This window comes from Leifsonia sp. 22587, from assembly GCF_052044215.1.
Classification (GTDB): Bacteria; Actinomycetota; Actinomycetes; order Actinomycetales; family Microbacteriaceae; genus Leifsonia; species Leifsonia shinshuensis_C.
The window spans coordinates 638,207-653,390 of record NZ_JBQENB010000002.1 but is presented as its reverse complement, the minus strand read 5'-3'; the positions used below and the strand labels follow the sequence as shown (position 1 = coordinate 653,390).

Here is a 15,184-nt window from a genome sequence, read left to right as displayed (position 1 = left end):
ATGGCACGCAGCCGCGACGAGATGGCCGCCCGCGCAGCCCGGGAGCTGGAGGACGGCTCCTACGTCAATCTGGGGATCGGACTGCCGACGCTCATCCCGAACCACCTGCCCGACGGTGTGCACGTCGTGCTGCACTCGGAGAACGGCATCCTCGGCGTCGGCCCGTACCCGTGGGAGGGCGAGGAGGACCCGAAGCTCATCAACGCGGGCAAGGAGACGGTCACGGTCCTTCCGGGCGCGAGCTACTTCGACTCGGCCACCAGCTTCGGGATGATCCGCGGCGGCCGCATCGCCACCGCGGTGCTCGGAGCCATGCAGGTCTCGTCGGCGGGCGACATCGCCAACTGGGCGGTGCCCGGCAAGATGGTCAAGGGGATGGGCGGGGCCATGGATCTCGTCAATGGCGCCGAGCGGGTCATCGTGGTGATGGAGCACGTCGCGAAGGACGGCTCTCCCAAGCTCGTCGAGCGGTGCACGCTCCCGCTCACCGGGCGGGGCTGTGTCGACCGCGTCATCACCGACCTCGCGGTGATCGACGTCACCGCCGACGGCCTCGTGCTCCGGGAGCTGGCGCCCGGCGTGACCGAGCAGCAGGTGGTCGAGGCGACCGGCGCCCCGCTCGCCGTCGCCTTGGAGGCGGTCGATGCCTGAGCTGCGCGAGGCCGTGATCTGCTCGCCCCTCCGCACGCCGGTCGGGCGGATGGGCGGAGCGCTCGCATCCGTGCCCGCGCTCGACCTGGCCGAGACCGTCCTGCGGGCGCTTGTCCAGCGCACCGGCATCGACCCCGCCGAGGTGGAGGGGGTGATCGGCTCGCAGGGTTACCCGACGATGGAGGCGCCCGCGTTCGGACGGGTCGCCGCCCTGAACGCGGGCTTCCCGGTGACGACGACCGGCTACCAGCTGGACCGCCGCTGCGGTTCGGGCCTCCAGGCCGTGATCAACGCGGCGATGGAGGTCCAGACCGGCGCCAGCGAGGTGCTCATCGCCCTCGGCGCCGAGTCCATGTCGAACGCCCCGCTGTACACCGAGCAGGGGCGCCGTGGCGTGCCGGCCGGCGGCCTCCTGCTGCACGACGCCCTGGCCCGCGGGCGGGAGACCGTCGGCGGCCGCGACTTCCCGACGCCGGAGGGGAACGTCGGCTCGGCGGAGGAGCTCCGCCGCGAGTACGGCATCCCCCGTGAGGCTCAGGACGCGTTCGCGCTGCGCTCCCACCAGCGCGCCGTCGCCGCCCAGGAGTCCGGCGCCTTCGACGCCGAGCTCGTGCCCGTGACCGTGCGCGGCAGGCGCGGTGACGTCGTCGTGGACCGCGACGAGCATCCCCGGGCCGATACGACGCTGGAGGCGCTGGCCGGGCTGCGCCCCATCCTGGGCCGTGACGACCCCGACGCGACGGTGACCGCGGGCAACTCGAGCGGCCAGAACGACGCCGCCGCTGCGGCGATCGTGACCACGCCCGAGCGCGCCCGGGAGCTCGGGCTGGTTCCCGTGCTCCGCCTCCGTTCGTGGGCGGTCGCCGGCAACGACCCGCGTGTGTTCGGGGTCGCGCCCGTGCCGGCCGCGAACCGTGCGCTGCAGCGCGCCGGCATCACCTGGTCAGACGTCGACGTCATCGAGCTGAACGAAGCGTTCGCCGTGCAGGTGCTGGCGTGCCTCGCCGACTGGGGGATCGACGCGGAGGACCCCCGGCTCAACCCGCGCGGCAGCGGCATCTCGATCGGCCACCCGATCGGAGCCACCGGCCTGCGGATGCTCGCGACGCTCGCGCACGAGCTCCCGGCCCTCGACGCCTCGCTTGCGGTGGAGACGATGTGCATCGGCGGTGGGCAGGCGCTCGCCGCGGTGTTCGAGCGCGTCTGACCGCCCTCCGGCGTCTGCCCGTCGCAACGCGCTCGCGATCGTGACCGATGACTGGTCGACTGGACTCGTGGCCCGGTGTCGGGAGTCCGCAGACCGCCGTACGCTTCACGTGTGAGTGGGCTGGAGCCACGGAAGAGGCGGGGTCTGCGCAGCTCGCGGAAGAGGGCCCTCGTTCCGCGGCACATCCCGAGCGAGGTCGTGCCCGTGCCGGTCGAGGATGTGGAGGACTTCGTCCGCGACGCGCTGCGGGGGACCAGCCTGCGGGACCCGTTCGCGCAGATTCTGGGCGGCTACGCGCTCTTCGCGCCGCAGCTGCGCTTCGTTCCGGTGGACGAGACCCATACGCGTGTGGAGTTCGACGCGGTCGGACGGGTCGCCGGCGCCGAGGCGCTCATGTACACCCGCCGTCTCGGCGAGATCGACCGCTTCTTCGTCGCGCTCCGCGACGAGCTGGACCGCCGCGAGCAGAGGCGTCGCCCGCCCGCAGGAGAACGGGCGATCGAGGATGGTGTCTGAGCGCTTGCGGGGTGTACGACATCTAGGTCGCCGCTCACCGAACGGGGCAGGAGCGGGGCTGTCCCCTACGCTTCCGCCGCGCGGTCGCTGGTGCGGCCCGAGCCGCGCTTGCGCACCTCCCGCAGCACGATCTGCTCGGGGCAGACGGTCGAGAGGAAGTCGCCCACAGACAGCGCCAGCCGATCGCTCACCAGCGAGTACAGGATGCGGTTCGCGTCCCGGCGCTCGGTGACGAGCCCTGCCTGGCGCAGTACGCTCAGATGGCGCGAGATGGTCGGGCCCGTCGCGTTGAACCGTGCGGCGATCTCACCGGCGGCGAGTTCGCCGTCCTTGAGGTCTTGGAGGATCTGCCGCCGGGTCGGATGTGCGAGAGCGGCGAAGATCTCGGTCGCACTGTCTGTCATGGTTGCAATATAGCACTATTGCTAGATACAGTTTAGCTTCGTTGCTAATAAGCGAAGGAGCAGAACGTGCGCATAGCCATCACCGGGGGCACCGGATTCGTCGGGCGCCATCTCGCCGCGAGGCTCGACCCCGCCGACGTCGTCGTGGTCTCGCGCCGCACAGGAGTGTCGATCACCGATGTGGATGCGTTGGCCGCTGCCTTCGCCGGCTGCGATGCTGTCGCCCACTGCGCCGGAATCAACCGTGAACTGGGCGACCAGACGTTCGAGCGCGTCCATGTCGAGGGCACCCGAGCGGTCGTCGAAGCGGCCCGACTCGCCGGCGTGAAGCGCATCGTGATGGTCAGCTTCCTGCGAGCACGCCCCGATTCGGGATCCGGCTACCACGACACCAAATGGGCGGCGGAAGAGTTGGTGCGCGAATCCGGCATCGATCACACGATCCTGAAGTGCGGCATGATCTACGGGCCGGGCGACCACATGGTGAACCATGTCGCCCGCGCCGTGCGCACCGTGCCGATGTTCGCGACCGTCGGATTCCGCGAGCGCACCGTCCGGCCGCTACCCGTCGACGATGCGGTCGACGTCCTGATCGCAGCTCTCGAGGGGCGAGTTCCGGAGTCGACTGTCGCCGTCATGGGCGCGGATGAGATGACGCTCGGCGAGGCAGTCCGTCGAATCGCTCGAGTCGCGGAACGTCGCCCGGTCTTCTTCCCTGCACCCGTCTGGACGATCAAAGCTCTCGCCCGGCTCACGGAATGGACGATGGTCGTCCCCCTCGTGGCGAAAGCGCAGGCGCGCATGCTGGACGAAGGCGTGAGCGAACCTGCGCCGTTCGCACCGGAGCTGCCCGTCGGCCTCCGTCCGTCACGGCCCTTCGACGACGAGAGCATTCGAGTCGCGCTCCCGGTCGGCCGTTTCGGGGTCGACGACCTCCGGGTCGTCGGTTGGTCGGCCCGGCGACGCTGAGCTTCGGCGCGCGGGCTCCTAGAGCCCCTCGGCCACTGCCGCCGCCGCGTGCAGCCACGCGCGCCGAGTGCGCGGCGCCAGGGTCTCGAACGACAGTCGCCCGCCGTGCATCTCCGGGTCGAACGGGATGGTGACAGCGCGCCGGGCCAGCGGCTCGAAGCCCGCGGCGACGCGGCGCGCGTCGGAGGCGGGACCGGTCCGCTCGGACTGCGAGACGATCACGACGGCGTCGCGCGCCAGCCGGGCTGACTTCGCATCGCGCTGCAGCAGAGCCTCCAGGAGGAGCGCACCAGCCTCGGCGTGCTCGCCGAGCGCGGTCGTCGCGATGACGAGCTGATCGGTGTGGTCGATCATCCGCAGCCACCGTTCGGCCGACTCGTCGTTGCCGCTGTCGATGATCACGAGGCGGTAGAACTTGGTCGCGACGGTGTGAAGGCGGTCGAAGTCCGCGCTCGAGATCCGCTGCTCCGTCGCGAGCATCGTCGGGTTCGAACGCAGCACGTCGTACTTGTCGGCGTTCTGGTGGTGGACGTAGTGCCCGATGTCGGCGGTGCGGGCGCCGGCCGACAGCAGGGCGTCCGCGGCGGGCAGCAGCGACTGGACGGTGGAGTCGTGGTCGTCCTTCTCGGTGCGCCAGCCCAGCGTGCCACGGGTCTCGTTGTTGTCCCACGCGAGCACGCCCGAGCCTCCGTTGCGGGCGAAGACGGCCGCCAGCAGCGCCGTCGTCGGCGTCTTGTTCGCGCCGCCCTTGCCGTTGACGATCGCGATGGTGCGCGGTCCCGCCCAGTGGCGGCTGACCGCGTCGAGTTCGGCCCGCTCGCGCAGCTCGGCGGCCGAGGGCGAGAGCGGGAGTCCGGCGCGGGCAAGCGCTCCACGCACGCCCTGCCGGGCGCGGTCGGCCCGCGGGCGCTCCGTGTAGAGGAACGATTCGCGGGCGGGGACGTCACGCGAGGGCGCCGGCACCGGGTCTGCCGCTGCGGCCGCGGAGAGCGCCTCCTCGTCGCCGATGCTGCCGTCGGGATGAACGGCGAGGAGCCAGTCCCCCTCCTCGTCGGAGACGGTGAGCCGCACCGGGTGGCCGGCGGAGGCGGCGATCTCGCCGACTCGGGTGAGCACGGTCTCGCGCAGGCGCTCGGTGCTCTGCTCGGCGAAGCCCTCCCGGGCTCCGTCGACGATCAGTTCGCCGGTCGCATCCGGGGAGAATCGCGCGCTGAGCTGCGGCGACGACGATAGCTGGGGGGTCACGGTGGTTCCTTCCGCGGTCCGTGCAGCGTGACGGCGCAGACCGACCATCGACGGTAGACGCGCTTCCGGCGATCGTCCAGTCGGGCTCAGCCGTTTGTCAGCGAGGACCTGTCGCGTCCGCTCGGAGCGCGGTGCCGGTGCGCGGGCGGACTCGGGCGAGCACTCGGCCGCTGATCCGTTTGCAGCGCGAACAACGGGGGACAAGCACGCTCCAAAAGCTTCGTGCGCTAACTACCTGTCGGCCTTACTGTCGGGGTGCCGGTCGAGGACGATTCGCCGAGGAGGGAGAATCCATGCGATGCCCGCGCTGCCGCGCCCAGATGATGCGCTGGCGGAACTCGTTCTATGGTGTCGGCCTTGCCGTGCACGAGTTCGCTTACGACTGCCCGGAGTGCGGCTACCTGCAGTTCGCGCCGCCGACCTCGGAGGAGGAGGAGGCCGAGGACCAGCCGCAGGCGCCGGAGCACCGGTCGGGTCTGAGCCGTGTCCTCCAGCTCATCGGGGGCAGACGTTGATGCTTACGCATCGGGACGGGAACGCCGATAACAGTGGGAGGCCGGGCGCATGGCCGATCTCGAGCCACGGCTCCAGCACGGCTCCGCTCTGCGCGGCCTTATCGAGGAAGTGAGGTTGACGTGCCCCATCTGACGCTGTTGAACCGGATGCGCGAGCTGGACGAGTCGGCGGTGGGCGAGTGGGCCGCGCGACTGGACTCCGCCCGGAGCGAGGACGAGACCAGGACCGCCCTCGCCGGACTGCTTGCCGAGAGCGCCGCCCGTGCGCAGGCGGAGAACGCCGTGCGGCGGTGGCTGCCGCGCGGCGAGTCGGCGTCGCGACCTGAGGTGGTTCCCCTTGCGGTGTCGCGCGCGGTGCGGCGCATGAAGACGCCGGCCTACGTGCAAGGCAGGCTGATGGATGTCCTCGAATCGAACAGTCAGGCGCGGTCGCTGACCGACTGCTTCGAGCCGGGGACGAACCTGGCCCTCTCCATCTTCCTGAGCGAAGCGATCAAGGAGCTGGGCGGCGACTGGGAGGCGGTGACCGCCTCGATGGCCCGGTACCTCCTGTATCGGGCGGAACGCGAGCCCGCGGACCGCGGCCTGCAGGCGCTGGTCGGCGAACTGGCTGTGCGCAGCGCCCGCTTCCGGCGGTTGTGGGCGGAGGAGATTCCGGCGCCGCAGCGGTCGAGCATCGGGGAGTGGCGGCATCCCATCGTCGGTCAGCTTCGGCTGACCCGGGAGAAGACGCTGATCGAGGGCACCGACGGGATGATGCTCGTGGTGTACCGGGCCGATCCGGGCAGCCTGTCGGAGGTCGCGCTGGACCTCCTCGAGACGCTGCGCATGTAAGAAATTCTTGACACGCTGTCACCTCTGCTTTACTCTCAGAATGTCTGGAAAATTTGACATGCGAGGTGTCCGGTGTCGTTCGACGAGAAGAATTCCTGGGTGTTCCTGGTGACCGCGGTCATCGGTTACGCGACCTATCTGATCCTGCTGGCGGCGCACGGCGCCGAGTCGTACGTGCCGTTGCTGCTGTGGACGGTCGGCGGCGCGATCGTGATCAACATCGCGGCGAGCATCGTGCTGGGGATCACCAACCCGAAGGACGCGGACAAGCGCGATCAGCGCGACCGCGAGGTCTACGCGTTCGGCGAGCGCATCGGCGGCGCCTTCGTGGTGCTCGGAGCGGTCGCGGCGCTGGTGCTTTCGCTGCTGGAGGTGCCCTGGTTCTGGATCGCCAACGCGATCTACCTGGCATTCGTGCTCTCCGCCGTGGTCGGATCCATCGCGCGCCTGGTCGCATATCGACGCGGGATGCCCGCATGGTGAAGCCGACCCGTGTCACGAATTCCCTTCGCGCGTTGCGCTTCGCGGCCGGCGAGATGACCCAGGCGGAACTCGCCGACCGGGTCGGCGTCACACGGCAGACCATCATCGCCATCGAGCAGGGGCGTTATTCGCCTTCGCTCGAGATGGCGTTCCAGCTCGCGCGGGTGTTCGGGGTGCCGCTCGATGACGTCTTCCACTACCCCGAGGACTGAGATGCAGGCGATGAACGAGACGACCAAGCAGCAGCAGATGCGCGCGGTGACCCAGGATGCGTACGGGCCGCCCAGCGTCCTGACGGTGGAGAGCATCCCCGTGCCCGTCCCGGGGGAGGGGGAGGTGCTCGTCCGGGTCCGCGCCGCCGGAATCGACGCCGGCACCTGGCACCTCACGACCGGGCGCCCGTACATGATGCGGGCGATCGGATTCGGCTGGAGCGGCCCCAAGGCGCGGGTGCGCGGCCTCGGCTTCTCCGGTGTCGTGGAGGCCGTGGGCGGCACGGCATCCGGATCCGGTTCTGCGGCGCCCGGCTGGCGCCCCGGCGACGCGGTGTTCGGATCGGCCGAGGGCGCGCTGGCTGAGTTCGTGGTCGCGACAGCGGAGGAGCTCGTCGCCATCCCGGAGGGCACCGGTTTCGAGGAGGCTGCTGCGCTGCCGGTATCCGGCGTGACGGCACTCCAGGCGGTGAACCGGGCGGGGATCCAGGAGGGGGATGCGGTCCTCGTCCTGGGTGCGGCCGGGGGAGTCGGACACTTCGCGGTGCAGCTGGCGGCCGCGCGGGGCGCGAAGGTGACAGGCGTGTGCAGCGGGCCGAAGGCGCCCCTGGTGCGGGAGCTGGGCGCCGTCGACGTGCTCGACTACACGACCACCGATGTGCTGACGCTCGGCCGCATCTATGACGTGATCATCGACACGGCGGGGAACCGGCCGCTCTCCGCCCTGCGGCGCATCCTGGCGAGCACCGGGTCGGTGGTCCTGGTCGGCGGGGAGTCGGGCGGACCGCTCCTCGGAGGCATCCAGCGCACTCTCGGGGCCGCGCTGCTCGATCGCTTCGCCCGCCAGCACCTGGTGGGCCTGGTGGCCCGGGATCGTGCGGAGGACCTGCGCGAGCTGGCCGCCCTCGTCGCGGACGGGACGCTGAGGCCCGTGATCGACACGGCGTACCCGCTCGAACGGACCGCCGAGGCCGTCGACCACGTCGGCACCGGCCACGCACGCGGGAAGATCGTCGTCACGCCCTGAGCGCCCGCGATCAGCGCATGAACCACACGGTGACGTCCCGGGGCACGCTCCCTGAGGGCAGCGCCGGTTCGGACGCGAGGAGCACCCGGGCGCCGTCGGGCAGCGGAACGTCCTCGCCGGAGACGTTCGCGAGGACGTGCAGGTCACCGCGGCGGAAGGCGATGGTGCCCGGTCGCTCGTCCTCATCCCATTCCAGCGGACCGGTGCCCAGGCCTCGTTCGCGGCGCAGCGCCAGGGCGTGGCGGTACAGCGACAGGGTCGACGCCGGGTCGCCCTCCTGGCCGGCCGCGGCGAAGCCGCCGAAGTAGCCCGGCTGCGGCAGCCACGTCTCGGATGACGACACGGTGGAGAAGCCGAACGACGGCCCCGACGAGGTCCAGGGGAGGGGCACCCGGCAGCCGTCCCGCCCGCGGATGCGGTGACCGGAGCGCTCCCAGACCGGGTCCTGCCGCACGTCGTCGGGAAGGTCCGTCACCTCGGGGAGACCCAGCTCCTCGCCCTGATACAGGTACGCGGAGCCGGGCAGCGCGAGCATGAGGGCGGTCGCCGCCCGCGCCCGGCGCAGGCCCAGCGCCCGATCCGGCTGCGGGTCGTCGGCGCCGACACCGGACTCGAGGGCGACGGCCCCGTCGTAGCCGTAGCGGCTGGCGTGACGCATGACGTCGTGGTTGGAGAGCACCCAGGTCGTGGGAGCGCCCACCGCATCGTTCGCCTCGAGCGACGTCTCGATCGTGCTGCGCAGGTCGGCGGCGCTCCACGGCTGCTCCAGGAACGCGAAGTTGAAGGCCTGGTGCATCTCGCCCGGGCGGACGATCCGGGCGGCGCGCTCCGGCGGCAGCCAAGCCTCGGCGCAGAGGATGCGGGAGCCGTCGTACGAGTCGAGGAGGTTCCGCCAGTCCCGGAAGATCTCGTGGATGCCCTCCTGATCCCACATCGGAGGGAGCCGGCCGTCGACCGGGCGGACGACGCCGTGGACGGCGTGCGGCCAGTCGGGCAGCCCCTTCGCCTTGACGAGGGCGTCGCAGACGTCGACACGGAAGCCGTCGACACCGCGATCGAGCCAGAAGCGGAGCGTCGTGCGGAAGTCCTCCCGCACGCGTTCGTCGTCCCAGTTCCAGTCGGGCTGCGACGGGTCGAAGAGGTGCAGATACCACTGCCCGGGGGAGCCGTCAGCTTCGGTGACGCGGGTCCAGGCGGGGCCCTCGAACATGCTCTGCCAGTCGTTCGGCGGCAGCTCGCCGTGTTCTCCGCGACCGTCCCGGAAGTGGAACAGAGCTCGCTCGGGGCTCCCCGGCGCCGCCGCGAGGGCCGCACGGAAGGCGGGATGGTCCCACGAGCAGTGGTTGGGGACCAGGTCGACGATGACGCGGATGCCCAGGCGGTGTGAGGCAGCGATCAGCGCGTCGAAGTCCGCGAGAGTGCCGAACTGCGGGTCGACGTCCCGGTAGTCCGCGACGTCGTACCCGCCGTCGCGCTGGGGTGACGGATAGAACGGCGACAGCCACAGCGCGTCGACCCCGAGGGAGGCCAGGTGGTCCAGTCGGGCCGTGATCCCGGGCAGGTCGCCGATCCCGTCGCCGTTGCTGTCCGCGTACGACCGGGGATACACCTGGTAGATGACGGCGCGCCGCCACCACTCGTCGGCACCGCTCATGCGTTCCTCCTCGATGGTCATTTGACGGCCCCCGCGGTGAGGCCGGTGATGAGGCGTCGCTGCAGCGCGATGTACGCCACGACGATCGGCAGGGCGACGAGCACCGCGGCGGCGGCCGTGACGCTCGGGTTGCTCGCCCGATCGGTGCCGGCGAAGAACGACAGGGCCAGCGGCGCCGTCTGCACCGCCTCGTTGCCCGGCACCAGAACCAGCGCGAGCAGGAACTCGTTCCAGGTGAACAGGAACAGGATGGTGGACAGCGTCGCGAGCGCCGGGCCGGCGATCGGCAGCAGCACCTGCCGCAGGATGGCGAACCGCGAGGCCCCGTCCATCCGTGCCGCCTCCAGGATCTCGGTGGGGACGGAGGCGAAGAAGGTGCGCATCCAAAACACGCCGAGCGGCACGGACAGGCCCACCTGCGGGAGGATCAGCGCCCAGGACGTGTCCACCAGGCCCCAGCCCGAGAGCAGCTGGTAGAGCGGGAGCACCGTCACCTCATAGGGCAGCACCAGGCCGACCAGCAGGAGCGCCATCAGCAGGCGGCCGCCGGGGACGCGCATCGTGGCGAGCGCGTAACCGGCCAGGCACGACACGACTGCGGTGACGACCACGACCGTGACGGCGATGATCGCGCTCGACAGCAGCGCGGAGGCGAAGTGTCCGCGCGTCCAGGCGACGGCGAAGTTGCCCCAGTCGATGGCAGAGCCCGAGCGGTTGCTGAGAGCCGAGACGACGATGGACCCGAGCGGGTATACCGCGAACAGGGCCGCGACGATGAGGATGACGTGCGTTCCGACCGATTCGCGGAGAGCGGTCTTCATGAGGTCCGCCCCCGTCCGCGCGCGCGTCGCGGCGTGTCCCGGCGCTCGCGGAGCAGCAGCTGCACCACGGTCACGACGAGGAAGATGATCACGGTCAGCACGACGGCGATCGCAGACGCCTGACCGAGCTGACGGTTCTGGAACGCATCCAGGTAGACGAACAGCGACGGCACCGTCGTCGACGTGCCGGGTCCGCCGCGCGTGGTGTTCCAGATGATGTCGAAGTTGCGCAGCGCGAACGTGATCGTGAGGATGAGGGCGATCGAGATCTGCGGGCGGAGCGCAGGCAGCGTGATGGCGAAGAACTCGCGGACCGGACCGGCGCCGTCCAGCCGGGCTGCTTCGTACAGCGACCGGTCTATGGTGACGATGCCTGCGAGGAACAGCACCATGCACAAGCCGTACTCGACCCAGGTGCCGATGACCCCGATGGAGGGGAGCGCGGTGTCGAAGTTCCCGAGCCAGCTGGTCGCCCAGCCGCCCAGGCCGATGTGGCGGAGCACCCAGTTGACCGGGCCGTCGGAGGCGAGCAGTCCCCGCCACGCGACGGCGACCACCACCGTGCTGAGGATCTGCGGCAGGAAGAGCGCCGCCCGGAAGAAGGTCAGCCCGTAGACCCGGATGCGCGACATCGCGCCCGCCAAGACCAGTCCGATGCACACCGGGAGTGCGGCGTAGAAGACCAGCAGGACGAGCGAGTGCCCGAGAGCCGCGCGCAGGTCCGGGTCGGTGAACACCGCGAGGTAGTTCGAGAGCCCGGCGGGCGTCGCCGGGGTGAGGCCGTCGTAGACGTAGAACGACGTCTGGATGGACGTCACGATGGGGTAGACGACGAACAGGCCGAAGAAGAGGAGGGCAGGCGCCAGGTAGAGCAGGCTCGACCAGCTCACCTGCCCTCCGGGTCGCCGGCGCCGCTGGGGGACGGCGACGCCGGCGAGCTCGCTGCGGGCGAGGACGGTCATTTGTGTCCCTTTGCCCACGCCGCTTGGACGGTCTTGGTGAAGTCGGCGCTCGAGATGCGGCCGGCCATCACCTCCTGAAGGGAGCCGCCCATCACGGAGAGCATGTCGGTGGTGCTCCAGTCGTAGTAGCCGACCTGCGTCCCGGCGGCGATCGTCTCCTTGAGGGCGGTCAGTGTCTCCTCGCTCAGGCTGTCGCTCGCCTTCACCCCGTCCGTGATGACCGGGAGCCGGCCGCCGTCGAGGATCCACTGGCCGGTCTGCGGCGAGTGCAGCATGTCGAGCCAGGCGATTCCCGCGTCGGTCTTCTTCGACTTCGAGCTGATGTGCCAGGGGGATGCGGTGGCTCCGACGCCGCCGGAGATGAGGGAACCGAAACCGAAGCCGGTCGAGTCGAGCGACGCGCCGTTCCAGGAGCCCCCGACGAAGAACACGCCGGTCCCCTTCGCGAACTTGGCGATCGCGTCCTCGTTGCTGAGGCCGTCGTATCCCGCCTCGAAGTAGCCCTTCGACACCCAGGACTTCAGCGTGTCGGCGGCCTTCTCGTTGCCGGACGTCTGGAACGTCGTGCCGGCCTTGCCGCCGATCCAGTCGCGGATGCTCGCGGGCTTCTGCGTCGTGACGGCGATGTCGCTGAAGATGTGGGTGGCCGCGTACTGGTCCGAGTTGCCCAGCATCATCGGCACCTCGCCTGCGGCCTCAGCCGCCGCCGCGTCCTTCTCGAGGGCGGCGATGGTGGTCGGCGGCTGCAGGCCGAGGGACTGCAGCTTGCTCTTGTTGTAGTAGACGCCCTGCACCTCGCTGATCGGCGACATGCCGTAGAGGGTGCCGGAGCCGAAGGTCGTCCCGGCAGCGTCCCATCTCGCGGGTGCGAGCGTGGAGGCGCCGGTCCCGGACGTCCAGCCGTAGACCTTCGCGACGTCGTCGAGCGGGCGGACCAGCTTGGCCTTCACGAGGGCGCCGTCGACCGCGTAGCCGATGTTCCCCTCGAAGACGTCGGGAGCGTTGGCGCTCGCCGCTGCGTTCACGACCGTCGCCACCAGGTCGTCGAAGCTCTTGTAGGTGATGTCGACCTTCACGTTCGGGTACTTCTTCTCGAAGGCGGGGATGAAGTTCTTCATCAGTGGCTGCTCGGCCTGGTCGGCCCAGACGGACAGCGTGGTGGAGCCGAGCTTCGCCACCTGAGCCGGGGTGACCTTGGCGGAGATGGTGGTGGAGGACGAGGCGGCGGGAGCGGCCCCGCCTCCGGGGGCGCAGCTGGAGAGCACGAGCGCGGTCACGGTCGCGCCGATCGCGAGGGCGAGCGGGCGCAGGAGTCGGTGGTGGGTCATGGCTTCCTTCGGGTTGGTCCGCCGGCGCACGCGGCGCCGGCGCAGGGGTGTCAGTTCGCGTAGCTCCGCAGGCGCATGGTCGCCGTCGCCTCGTGGGCCGACATCCCTTCGCTTGCGGAGATGACCTCGACGGCCACGGCGAGTTCGGGGGTGGCCTCGCGGCTGATCTTCTGGAACGTCAGCGGCTTCAGGTATCGCGAGACGGAGAGGCCGGCGCTGTGCTTCGCGCCGCCTGCGGTGGGCAGGGTGTGGTTGGTTCCCGCCATGCCCTTGTCCGAGTAGGCGACGGTGCTCCACGGGCCCACGAAGAGCGAGCCGTAGTTCGTGAGGTGTGCGTGGTACCAGTCGTCGTCGGCGGTCTGGATCTCGAGGTGCTCCGGCGCGAGCTCGTCCATCACGAGCACCGCATCCTCCTTCGACTCCACCAGGAGCACCGAACCGAAGTCGCGCCAGGCGGGACCGCAGATCGAGGCCGTGGACAGGGTCTCGAGCTGGCGGTCGACGGCGGCGACGACGTCGCGGCCGAGCCGCTCGGAGGTCGTCACGAGCGCGGCGGGCGAGTTCGGCCCGTGCTCCGCCTGCCCGAGCAGGTCGGCGGCGACGATCTCCGGGTCAGCGGTCTCGTCCGCGATCACGGCGACCTCGCTCGGTCCGGCCAGGAGGTCGATGGCCACGGTTCCGAAGAGCTGGCGCTTCGCCTCGGCGACGTACGCGTTCCCCGCCCCGACGATCATGTCGACGGGGTCCTGGCCGAGCAGGCCGAACGCCATCGCGGCGAGTGCCTGCACGCCTCCGACGACGTACAGGTGGTCGATGCCCGAGACGTAGGCCGCGTACGCGACGGCCGAGTTCGCACCACCGCCGGGCTGAGGGGGAGTGGAGCCGATCACGGACGGGACGCCGGCGACCTTCGCCACGCCCACGGTCATGAAGGCGCTCGCGGTGAGGGGGAAGCGCCCCGCCGGGAGGTAGGCGCCGACGTTGCCCACCGGCACGTACTTCTGTCCGACGACGAGCCCGGGGACGATCTCCGCCTCGAAGTCGGAGAGGTGGTCGAGCTGGAGGCGGGCGAACTCCTTGGTCCGCGCCGATCCGAGCTCGATGGCCTCGCGGAGCTCGGTGTCGAGGCGCGTGCCGGAGGCGGCGAGATCTGCGGCGCTGAGCTCGAAGTCGGCTGGGTCGGAGCCGTCGAGCTCCCGGGCGTAGCGGCGGACGGCGTCGATGCCGTTCTTCTCGATGTCCAGCAGCATGGCGGTCACCGTCTCGGCGACGCGGGGGTCGCGCTGGGCTTCCGGAGCGTCGACGCCGGGGCTCTTGAGCGCGGTGAAGCGCGAGGAGTGCTGGGTGACGAAGCGGGGGCTCAATTTCATGGTGTCGATCCTCACCGGCGCCGAGACCCTGGACAAGACCGAATCATCTTGGGGAAGGCATAGGATCGCCCTATGACACTGAACCAGTTGCGGGCGTTCCTGCGCGTGGCCGCCCTGGGGACCTTCTCGGCGGCGGCGGCGGAACTGCAGATGACCCAGCCGTCGATCTCGGAACTGATCAAGCGGATGGAGGAGGCGTACGGCGTGCGCCTGTTCACCCGTGGCGCCCGCCGTCTCGTGCTCACGGCGGCGGGGGAGCAGCTGATCCCGTTCGCGCAGCAGGCCGTAGACGGCGCCGACGGCGCGGACCGGGCGCTGCGCTCGCTCACCTCCCTCAGCGGTGGGGTCGCCACCTTCGGGCTCCTGCGCAACGCCAACTACTACTTCCTCTCCGAACTGCTCGAGACCTTCCACAGCCGGTACCCGGGGGTGCAACTGCGGATCATCGGGCTCAACAGTGTGGAGGTCGCGGAAGCGGTCTCCGCGGGCGAGCTCGAAGCCGGGCTGGTGGTCCTCCCGATCGATGCCGAGGGCCTGTCCGTCACGCCGCTCATGAAGGACGAGGTGCTCTTCGCCTCAGCGGATCCGGCCAAGACCGCGCATCCCGTCACGATCGCCGACCTCGCCGCGACCGAGCTCGTCCTGTACGACGCGCACTACGGCTGGAAGGATCCGACGCGACGCCAGCTCGCAGAACGGGCGCAGCTCGAGGGCGTCACGCTGACGCCGCGCATCGAGATCGAGCACGTGGAGTCGGCCCTCGGCATCGTGGCGCTGGGCGGCGGGGACACGATCGTCTCCCGGGCCGTCGCCGAGTCGAAGGCCTTCCCCGAGAATGTCCGCACCGTCTCCTTCGCGGAGCCGCTGTACGACACGATCGCGATCATCCAGCGCCAGGGCAACGTGCTGTCGCCGGCCACCCGGGAGATCGCGCGGCTCGCTCAGCGGATGCTGCTGCAGCAGCGTTGATCCCGGGCGTCGCACGG

Annotated in this window: 17 protein-coding genes; 10 read left to right on the top strand and 7 right to left on the bottom strand. The window is 70.5% G+C overall.

Annotated elements, in window-relative coordinates:
* The 3 genes from ACTJI1_RS11120 (at window position 1) to ACTJI1_RS11110 (ending at window position 2,374) form a co-directional block, all read left to right on the top strand.
* Window positions 1–651 carry a CoA transferase subunit B gene (locus ACTJI1_RS11120; RefSeq protein WP_440742667.1) on the top strand — a complete coding sequence of 217 codons (651 nt, stop codon included), beginning with the start codon at window positions 1–3 and terminating at the stop codon, window positions 649–651.
* Complete coding sequence (locus ACTJI1_RS11115) at window positions 644–1,858, top strand: acetyl-CoA C-acetyltransferase (protein ID WP_440742666.1); 1,215 nt, start codon at window positions 644–646, stop codon at window positions 1,856–1,858. Before ACTJI1_RS11120 ends, ACTJI1_RS11115 begins: the two co-directional genes overlap by 8 nt.
* A gap of 111 nt (window positions 1,859–1,969) precedes the next feature.
* The gene (locus tag ACTJI1_RS11110; RefSeq protein WP_440742665.1) at window positions 1,970–2,374 is read left to right on the top strand and encodes a hypothetical protein; all 405 of its coding nucleotides are present in this window, start codon (window positions 1,970–1,972) and stop codon (window positions 2,372–2,374) included.
* Between the two features lie 65 nt (window positions 2,375–2,439).
* On the opposite strand, the gene ACTJI1_RS11105 is transcribed toward ACTJI1_RS11110, so the two are convergent.
* Window positions 2,440–2,778: a metalloregulator ArsR/SmtB family transcription factor gene (locus tag ACTJI1_RS11105; RefSeq protein WP_310133607.1), complete on the bottom strand. Its 339-nt coding sequence runs from the start codon at window positions 2,776–2,778 to the stop codon at window positions 2,440–2,442.
* 66 nt (window positions 2,779–2,844) lie between these two features.
* Here ACTJI1_RS11105 and ACTJI1_RS11100 point away from each other — a divergent pair, with 66 nt between their 5' ends.
* Window positions 2,845–3,747, top strand: coding sequence for an NAD-dependent epimerase/dehydratase family protein (locus tag ACTJI1_RS11100; protein WP_440742664.1), 903 nt, complete (start codon window positions 2,845–2,847; stop codon window positions 3,745–3,747).
* An 18-nt stretch (window positions 3,748–3,765) separates the two neighbouring features.
* On the opposite strand, the gene ACTJI1_RS11095 is transcribed toward ACTJI1_RS11100, so the two are convergent.
* Window positions 3,766–4,992, bottom strand: a complete 1,227-nt coding sequence (locus ACTJI1_RS11095; RefSeq protein WP_440742663.1) for an AAA family ATPase — start codon at window positions 4,990–4,992, stop codon at window positions 3,766–3,768.
* A gap of 293 nt (window positions 4,993–5,285) precedes the next feature.
* Between ACTJI1_RS11095 and ACTJI1_RS11090 the strand changes: the two genes are divergently transcribed.
* The 5 genes from ACTJI1_RS11090 (at window position 5,286) to ACTJI1_RS11070 (ending at window position 8,063) form a co-directional block, all read left to right on the top strand.
* Entirely contained in the window at window positions 5,286–5,507 is a 222-nt protein-coding gene (locus tag ACTJI1_RS11090; RefSeq protein WP_440742662.1) for a hypothetical protein, read from the top strand.
* Between the two features lie 120 nt (window positions 5,508–5,627).
* Entirely contained in the window at window positions 5,628–6,341 is a 714-nt protein-coding gene (locus tag ACTJI1_RS11085) for an MmyB family transcriptional regulator (RefSeq protein WP_440742661.1), read from the top strand.
* A 72-nt stretch (window positions 6,342–6,413) separates the two neighbouring features.
* Window positions 6,414–6,824, top strand: a complete 411-nt coding sequence (locus ACTJI1_RS11080; protein WP_310133661.1) for a hypothetical protein — start codon at window positions 6,414–6,416, stop codon at window positions 6,822–6,824.
* A complete protein-coding gene (locus tag ACTJI1_RS11075) occupies window positions 6,818–7,036 on the top strand; it encodes a helix-turn-helix transcriptional regulator (RefSeq protein ID WP_440742660.1) in 219 nt (72 codons plus the stop codon). Before ACTJI1_RS11080 ends, ACTJI1_RS11075 begins: the two co-directional genes overlap by 7 nt.
* Before the next feature lie 10 nt (window positions 7,037–7,046).
* Entirely contained in the window at window positions 7,047–8,063 is a 1,017-nt protein-coding gene (locus tag ACTJI1_RS11070) for an NAD(P)-dependent alcohol dehydrogenase (protein WP_440742659.1), read from the top strand.
* 10 nt (window positions 8,064–8,073) lie between these two features.
* Here the strand turns inward: ACTJI1_RS11070 and ACTJI1_RS11065 are convergent, their stop codons facing one another.
* The 5 genes from ACTJI1_RS11065 to hisD are packed head-to-tail and all read right to left on the bottom strand — an operon-like array spanning window position 8,074 to window position 14,198.
* Entirely contained in the window at window positions 8,074–9,717 is a 1,644-nt protein-coding gene (locus ACTJI1_RS11065; protein WP_440742658.1) for a glycoside hydrolase family 13 protein, read from the bottom strand.
* Between the two features lie 17 nt (window positions 9,718–9,734).
* Window positions 9,735–10,538, bottom strand: a complete 804-nt coding sequence (locus tag ACTJI1_RS11060; protein WP_440742657.1) for a carbohydrate ABC transporter permease — start codon at window positions 10,536–10,538, stop codon at window positions 9,735–9,737.
* On the bottom strand, window positions 10,535–11,500 hold the full coding sequence (locus ACTJI1_RS11055; RefSeq protein WP_440742656.1) for a carbohydrate ABC transporter permease: 966 nt from the start codon (window positions 11,498–11,500) through the stop codon (window positions 10,535–10,537). Before ACTJI1_RS11055 ends, ACTJI1_RS11060 begins: the two co-directional genes overlap by 4 nt.
* On the bottom strand, window positions 11,497–12,828 hold the full coding sequence (locus ACTJI1_RS11050) for an ABC transporter substrate-binding protein (protein ID WP_440742655.1): 1,332 nt from the start codon (window positions 12,826–12,828) through the stop codon (window positions 11,497–11,499). Before ACTJI1_RS11050 ends, ACTJI1_RS11055 begins: the two co-directional genes overlap by 4 nt.
* Before the next feature lie 50 nt (window positions 12,829–12,878).
* Window positions 12,879–14,198: a histidinol dehydrogenase gene (hisD, locus tag ACTJI1_RS11045; protein WP_440742654.1), complete on the bottom strand. Its 1,320-nt coding sequence runs from the start codon at window positions 14,196–14,198 to the stop codon at window positions 12,879–12,881.
* A gap of 72 nt (window positions 14,199–14,270) precedes the next feature.
* Between hisD and ACTJI1_RS11040 the strand changes: the two genes are divergently transcribed.
* The gene (locus ACTJI1_RS11040) at window positions 14,271–15,167 is read left to right on the top strand and encodes a LysR family transcriptional regulator (RefSeq protein WP_440742653.1); all 897 of its coding nucleotides are present in this window, start codon (window positions 14,271–14,273) and stop codon (window positions 15,165–15,167) included.
* Window positions 15,168–15,184 lie beyond the last annotated feature (17 nt).

Bases quoted from the DNA above. Each gene is read 5' to 3' on its own strand.
- ACTJI1_RS11120 (WP_440742667.1), top strand. From the start codon at position 1: ATGGCACGCAGCCGCGACGAGATGGCCGCCCGCGCAGCCCGGGAGCTG.
- ACTJI1_RS11115 (WP_440742666.1), top strand. From the start codon at position 644: ATGCCTGAGCTGCGCGAGGCCGTGATCTGCTCGCCCCTCCGCACGCCG.
- ACTJI1_RS11105 (WP_310133607.1), bottom strand. From the start codon at position 2,778: ATGACAGACAGTGCGACCGAGATCTTCGCCGCTCTCGCACATCCGACC.
- ACTJI1_RS11090 (WP_440742662.1), top strand. From the start codon at position 5,286: ATGCGATGCCCGCGCTGCCGCGCCCAGATGATGCGCTGGCGGAACTCG.
- ACTJI1_RS11075 (WP_440742660.1), top strand. From the start codon at position 6,818: ATGGTGAAGCCGACCCGTGTCACGAATTCCCTTCGCGCGTTGCGCTTC.
- ACTJI1_RS11070 (WP_440742659.1), top strand. From the start codon at position 7,047: ATGAACGAGACGACCAAGCAGCAGCAGATGCGCGCGGTGACCCAGGAT.
- ACTJI1_RS11065 (WP_440742658.1), bottom strand. From the start codon at position 9,717: ATGAGCGGTGCCGACGAGTGGTGGCGGCGCGCCGTCATCTACCAGGTG.
- ACTJI1_RS11060 (WP_440742657.1), bottom strand. From the start codon at position 10,538: ATGAAGACCGCTCTCCGCGAATCGGTCGGAACGCACGTCATCCTCATC.
- ACTJI1_RS11055 (WP_440742656.1), bottom strand. From the start codon at position 11,500: ATGACCGTCCTCGCCCGCAGCGAGCTCGCCGGCGTCGCCGTCCCCCAG.
- ACTJI1_RS11050 (WP_440742655.1), bottom strand. From the start codon at position 12,828: ATGACCCACCACCGACTCCTGCGCCCGCTCGCCCTCGCGATCGGCGCG.
- hisD (WP_440742654.1), bottom strand. From the start codon at position 14,198: ATGAAATTGAGCCCCCGCTTCGTCACCCAGCACTCCTCGCGCTTCACC.
- ACTJI1_RS11040 (WP_440742653.1), top strand. From the start codon at position 14,271: ATGACACTGAACCAGTTGCGGGCGTTCCTGCGCGTGGCCGCCCTGGGG.